The sequence below is a fragment of the Ideonella sp. P3_A4 genome, assembly GCF_056403075.1.
The window spans coordinates 1-5,074 of sequence record NZ_JBFUGE010000432.1; the positions used below are offsets into that span (position 1 = coordinate 1).

The window sequence follows — 5,074 nt, forward strand, 5'->3', positions numbered from 1 at the left end:
ACGCTACCCGATGGACGGCTTCAACGCACTGGTCGTCCAGGCGGGGACAGCCACGTCGACGCGCAGCCGCGGCGAGACCAATTCATTCAACCGCTTGCGCATTGACGGGGACATCATCGATATCGAACGCTGGGCCTGGCAACCTGATGAACGCGCGTTTTCGGTGGCAACCCGCCAACGCTATGAATGGAAGCCTGACGGCTGGCAGCAGGCGTCCGTGTAGCTTGGCGTCATCGGCGGGGGCGTCTGGGCGCCCCGATGGCCGAGTCAGTGCTTCATGTCGGCCGGAACCATGCCTCCATTGGCCGCCAGTTTGGCCATCACCTGCTTGTGCAGCCAGATGTTCATCGACGCCGAGTCCGAGGTATCCCCGGTGTAGCCCAGTTCCGCAGCCAGTTGCTTGCGCGCAGTCAGATCGCTGCTCAGGCCAAGAAGCTTCAGCAGATCGACGATGGAAGTCTTCCAGTTGGACGGGCCCGGGTTCACCGTGGCCAATGCGGTCAGCACATCGCCCACGTCCACCGGGTCCATGGGTTGGACCGCGGAGGTTGCTGTCGATGGGGCCGATGCCGTGCCGGCGGGAGCAGTCGAAGGCTGGTCGGCTTTGACGGCGGGGTGGTCTGGCGGAAAGATCTTCGCCAGGATTTGTCCAAAGATGCTCATGATGCTTCCAGTAGTGGTGCCACGGCCGGGCAAGAGGCATTCCTGACCGGTCGGGTCAATACAAGCCGCGCGTCTCAGAAGAGTTCAGTGCCCCGTGCGGGCATCCGGCAGGACTCGGCCCGGCACGGCCGTTGCTGTCGCCGGTGTACCCCGGTCGATCCCCGGCCAGGACACACTTAGGAGAGTCCGCAATGAACTGCCCAGTAATTTCATCCGACAAGGTCGAAGGCACGGCCGTCTACAGCATCGCCGGCGACAAGCTGGGGTCGATCGACGACCTGATGATCGACAAGCGGACCGGGCTCGTGCGCTATGCAGCGCTGGAGTTCGGCGGCTTCCTTGGCATCGGAACCGATCGCTATCCGGTTCCGTGGTCTATGCTGAAGTACGACACCCAAAAAGACGGCTATGTGGTGCCCCTCGATGCGAAGCAACTTGAGAAGGCCCCCAAGTACCATCAAAGCGACGTACCTGCCTACACCGACGACTACGGCCGTCGGGTGTATGACTTCTACGGCATCGGCTGGTAGCCACGAGCCCGTCGCTCAAAGCGCCGCTTGATGGTCAGCCTCGACCAATCGCTCAAGGCCGCGCTGATGTACGGTCTGCTGCCCATTTGGGCCGCGGCCGGCTTGGGCGATTGGCTTTGCCACAAGGCCGAGCGCATGGAACTGACCTCAGGCTGGACCGAGGCAGTGCTTCACGCATTGATGTTAGCCACGCTCGGCGTGGCCACCGTGGCTGTCCTGACGTTGCAGATCAACGCTGGCGTGCTCGCTTGGTTGCTGGTCGCCTGCACCGTCCATGAGATTCTCTTCTGGTGCGACCTTGTCTCTGCCAATCGTCACCGCAAAGTTGGCCCCTTGGAGCAATGGATCCACTGCATTCAGTTTGCCGTTCCGTGGGTGGGCCTGGTCGGATTGAGCCTGTTGCACAGAGATCAAGTGCTGGCCGCTGTCGACATGAACGACTTGGCCGCGGACTGGACACTGCGCTGGAAATCCACGCGATTGCCAACTGGCTATACAGCCGGCGTGCTGGTGTCTTGCACCGTCTTGGTCGTTCTTCCGTTTGCAGAGGAGCTTTGGCGCTGCTGGCGCGTTCGCACGGCCCGCACAGCGCCAATGGGCGCTCCTACCGCTTGAGCTTCGATCCGGGGAAGAAGTCCAGCCGCTGTCCTGTGACCCTTGGCTAGATTCCGCGCCCTGCAACGAGGCTGGCACCCCGCATGCCCTTGACCCTTCGCCAAGCCGAATTGCAGTGGTCAGCACTTTGTCTTCAACCAGCCGCCGAATCGCAGATCCGCCGCTGCGCCCCAGCCCGGTCGTTCTCTTGCTGGTTGATTTCATCAACCCCTTGGAATTCGATGGCGCGAGCAGCTTGGCGCCGTCGGCAGTTCGGGCCGCACAAGCCTGCGTGCGTCTGCGCCATCGAGTTCGCCAACGCGGTTTGCAGACTGTTTTCGCCAACGACAACTATGGGGTCTGGCGAGCCGACTTCGATGACGTGTGGCACCGATGCAGTCGCAAGTCGGGGCCGGCAGGGCAAATCGCCCGCGCACTGCGGCCCATGCGCGGCGACTGCACGATCCTCAAGCCGCGTCATTCGGCATTTCATGCCACCGCGCTAAATCTGCTGTTGACCCAACTGCAGTGCAAGCGCCTGATCGTCACCGGGCTCGCGACGGATAGCTGCGTGCTGTTCACGGCCATGGATGCATACCTCAGAGGCTACGAGCTCTGGGTTCCTCAAGACTGCACGGCAGCGGAGGACCTACAGGCCAAACAAACTGCATTGCAGCAAATGGAAAGAGCCGTCAAAGCTCTGACAGGGCCCGCGAACTGACAGAGGCGAACCTCCACCGGATAACGGCGACTGCTAACACGCGGCCGCTTCATTCGAGTGGGAACTACAGGAGCTCGTTTAGAAGATAGTAAGCATGGTCCTTGAGCCGGTGCCAAGGACCCCGGCGCTTCCAGGCTTGTAGCTCAACTTCCTGCGCGCGCTGCACGTACTTCATGAAGATGGCGTCCAGGCGCTTCGCCAGTTCCGGATCGGCCACGGACAGGGTGATTTCGTCGTTGGTCTCAAAGCTGCGATCGTCGAAATTGCTGGACCCGATGGCACTCCATGCGCCATCGACAGTGAGGATCTTCTGGTGAAGCAGCGTGTGCGAATACTCGAAGAGCCGCACGCCGCATTCCAGCAGCTTCTGGAAGTTGCGGTGTCCGGCGTGCTGCACCATCGGGTTATCAGAACCGCTGGTCGATGGCATCAGAACGCGCACGTCCACCCCTCTTCGAACCGCGGCCCCCAGCGCGTCGATCGCATCGGGTTCGGGAATGAAGTAGGGGTTCTGGATCCAGATCCGCTCGCGGGCCACGCAGATAGCGGTGTGGTGGAGGATCTTGACCGTCGGAGCAGAATTCTCCGGCTTCGCGAACACTGCGTGGATGCACACGTCGCCCTGGGGCTTCAGTTCTGGAAAGACGCCGTCACCAAGGAACAACTCTCCGGTCTCGCCCGCCCAGTTCTCGCTGAACGCACCTTGAAGACTGTGCACGATTGGCCCATGCAGGTGCAGGCTGACGTCTGCGAAATGCAGCCCGTCTTCGGCATTGCCTAGCCACTCGTCGACAACACAGTGACCACCCACGAAAGCCTCACGTCCATCCAGGACGACGATCTTGCGGTGATCGCGGTCGTTCAGCACTCCAATGTTCCGCAGAGCCCGCTTGTGAAAGAAGTGCACTTGGCAGCCGGAGGCGCGCATGCGCGCTACGACCTCTTTGCCGGCGTGCTTGGAGCCCTGTGCGTCGAGTAGGACACGCACCTGAACGCCAGAGCGTGCGCACTTGACGAAGGCATCGGCCAGCCGTTGGCCAAGCTCACCATCCTTCCATAGAAACGTCTCGAAATGGACCGTGTGCTGCGCCTGTGAGACTCGCTGCAGCAGCACGTCGAAGTACGCCCCGTTTTCGAGAACCTCGACGCGGTTGCCAGCGACCACGGTGCCAAGTGTCAGCCCTGAAAGGCTGGGCATCAGTTCGGCAATGGGAGCGTCGCACTCGATCCTCAGTGAAGGGTCGCGGTGGCGCCGGATCGACCAGATCACGAGCAATTGGACGATCACCACAATCGCGAGAAGTGTCCCCCACACCAAAACCACCTAGATCAGACCAGCAGCGCGGCTGGCTTTTCGCTGGCACGCCACGAGCCGCAGCGGGCTGAGCGCATCTGGTTCCATGGGCTCAGCGACGTTGCGGCATATACCAGATCGTCGACGATCAATATCCGCAACTCACCCAGGTCGGTCAAACCTTCAGTCATGTATCCCTCGTGCAACCCTTTCGCGCGGACGGGCAATTGCTGTGCCTTACGACGCCCACAAGGCCAAGGTGCCAGGAAAGGAGGCACGCGCCACCCACGGCGAAGGCTATCGCTGACTTGGCCGACAACCGGCTGCTCACCCCCCGCCCCCGAGCAGCATGTTTGATGCGGCCCGGCGCGACATCGCGCTGCGCCAAATTCAGATGCTGGAGTTTGGACGGTCCATCGGGAAGCTCCCTTTGAGACGCGATGCGCTGACGTCTTGGTTTGGCGGACGCTTGGAAGAGGCGACTGGCCGATCTGTGTGATGGCGCACAGACCGACGCGATATCGAGCCACTACAACCTGCGGATCGCTGAGCAAGGGAGTTGCCATGAATCCGTTCTGCAAGCCATTGAGTGCCCTCACCCTGGGGGCACTCGTATTCACAGTGGCCGCGCTGGCTGGCTGCGGCGGTAGCCGCGATCCCATCCTCGGCGGGCCGGACGTGGGTCAGTTGCCCACCGTCACCGCGACGGTGCCTGCGGCGAGCACGCCGATCGAGACGGACGTTGACACGCACACCCTGGTCCAGGCCACCTTCAGCAAGCCGATGGACGAGACGTCGATCACGGCCGCCAGTTTCTCGCTGGCCTGCCCGGCCGGTACGCCGGTGCCTGCCAGTGTGGCTTACGACGCGGCCACCCTGACCGCCACCTTGACGCCTGACGACGCGCTGCCGCCAACCACCACCTGCGAAGCCACCGTCGACGCCTCCGTTCAAGACACCACCGGCCTGGCGATGGGCACGGCCTTCGTGTGGAGCTTCGTCACCAGCACCGCCGCAGCGGTCGATTCAACCCGGCCGACAGTCACCTTCACGCTGCCCGACGACGGCGACACCGGCGTCGCGACGAACAGCCGCATCACTGCGACCTTCAGCGAAGCGATGTTGGCGAGCACGCTGACGGACACCAGCTTCACGGTGACCAACACCACGCTGGGCACCGCCGTGGCCGGCACTGTCGGCTATGTGGCCGCTTCCCGCACGGCCACCTTCACGCCGTCGACCCCGAACACGCTGGCTGCCGACACCTTGTTC

General features: G+C 62.5%; 7 protein-coding genes and 1 pseudogene. 5 read left to right on the forward strand and 3 right to left on the reverse strand.

Annotated elements, in window-relative coordinates:
* A pseudogene (locus tag AC1DYI_RS26035) lies at window positions 1-223 on the forward strand (metallophosphoesterase); the annotation flags it as partial.
* A gap of 44 nt (window positions 224-267) precedes the next feature.
* Here the strand turns inward: AC1DYI_RS26035 and AC1DYI_RS26040 are convergent.
* Entirely contained in the window at window positions 268-663 is a 396-nt protein-coding gene (locus AC1DYI_RS26040) for a DUF3597 domain-containing protein (protein ID WP_477207038.1), read from the reverse strand.
* A 191-nt stretch (window positions 664-854) separates the two neighbouring features.
* Between AC1DYI_RS26040 and AC1DYI_RS26045 the strand changes: the two genes are divergently transcribed.
* The 3 genes from AC1DYI_RS26045 to AC1DYI_RS26055 all read left to right on the forward strand — a co-directional run bounded on the left by AC1DYI_RS26045 (window position 855) and on the right by AC1DYI_RS26055 (window position 2,508).
* Window positions 855-1,193, forward strand: a complete 339-nt coding sequence (locus AC1DYI_RS26045; RefSeq protein ID WP_477207032.1) for a PRC-barrel domain-containing protein — start codon at window positions 855-857, stop codon at window positions 1,191-1,193.
* Window positions 1,194-1,223: 30 nt separating this feature from the next.
* Entirely contained in the window at window positions 1,224-1,808 is a 585-nt protein-coding gene (locus AC1DYI_RS26050; protein ID WP_477207033.1) for a diguanylate cyclase, read from the forward strand.
* Between the two features lie 115 nt (window positions 1,809-1,923).
* Window positions 1,924-2,508 carry a cysteine hydrolase family protein gene (locus tag AC1DYI_RS26055; RefSeq protein ID WP_477207034.1) on the forward strand — a complete coding sequence of 195 codons (585 nt, stop codon included), beginning with the start codon at window positions 1,924-1,926 and terminating at the stop codon, window positions 2,506-2,508.
* Between the two features lie 64 nt (window positions 2,509-2,572).
* Here AC1DYI_RS26055 and AC1DYI_RS26060 read toward each other — a convergent pair whose 3' ends face one another.
* Window positions 2,573-3,796 carry a phospholipase D-like domain-containing protein gene (locus AC1DYI_RS26060; RefSeq protein ID WP_477207035.1) on the reverse strand — a complete coding sequence of 408 codons (1,224 nt, stop codon included), beginning with the start codon at window positions 3,794-3,796 and terminating at the stop codon, window positions 2,573-2,575.
* A gap of 41 nt (window positions 3,797-3,837) precedes the next feature.
* Entirely contained in the window at window positions 3,838-3,993 is a 156-nt protein-coding gene (locus tag AC1DYI_RS26065; protein WP_477207036.1) for a hypothetical protein, read from the reverse strand.
* Window positions 3,994-4,366: 373 nt separating this feature from the next.
* Between AC1DYI_RS26065 and AC1DYI_RS26070 the strand changes: the two genes are divergently transcribed.
* A partial coding sequence (locus AC1DYI_RS26070) for an Ig-like domain-containing domain (protein WP_477207037.1) occupies window positions 4,367-5,074 on the forward strand: 708 nt, incomplete at its 3' end.

What these genes read in the sequence shown, in the direction of transcription:
- AC1DYI_RS26050 (WP_477207033.1), top strand. Translation starts at nt 1,224, where the DNA reads ATGGTCAGCCTCGACCAATCGCTCAAGGCCGCGCTGATGTACGGTCTG.
- AC1DYI_RS26045 (WP_477207032.1), top strand. Translation starts at nt 855, where the DNA reads ATGAACTGCCCAGTAATTTCATCCGACAAGGTCGAAGGCACGGCCGTC.
- AC1DYI_RS26065 (WP_477207036.1), bottom strand. Translation starts at nt 3,993, where the DNA reads ATGACTGAAGGTTTGACCGACCTGGGTGAGTTGCGGATATTGATCGTC.
- AC1DYI_RS26040 (WP_477207038.1), bottom strand. Translation starts at nt 663, where the DNA reads ATGAGCATCTTTGGACAAATCCTGGCGAAGATCTTTCCGCCAGACCAC.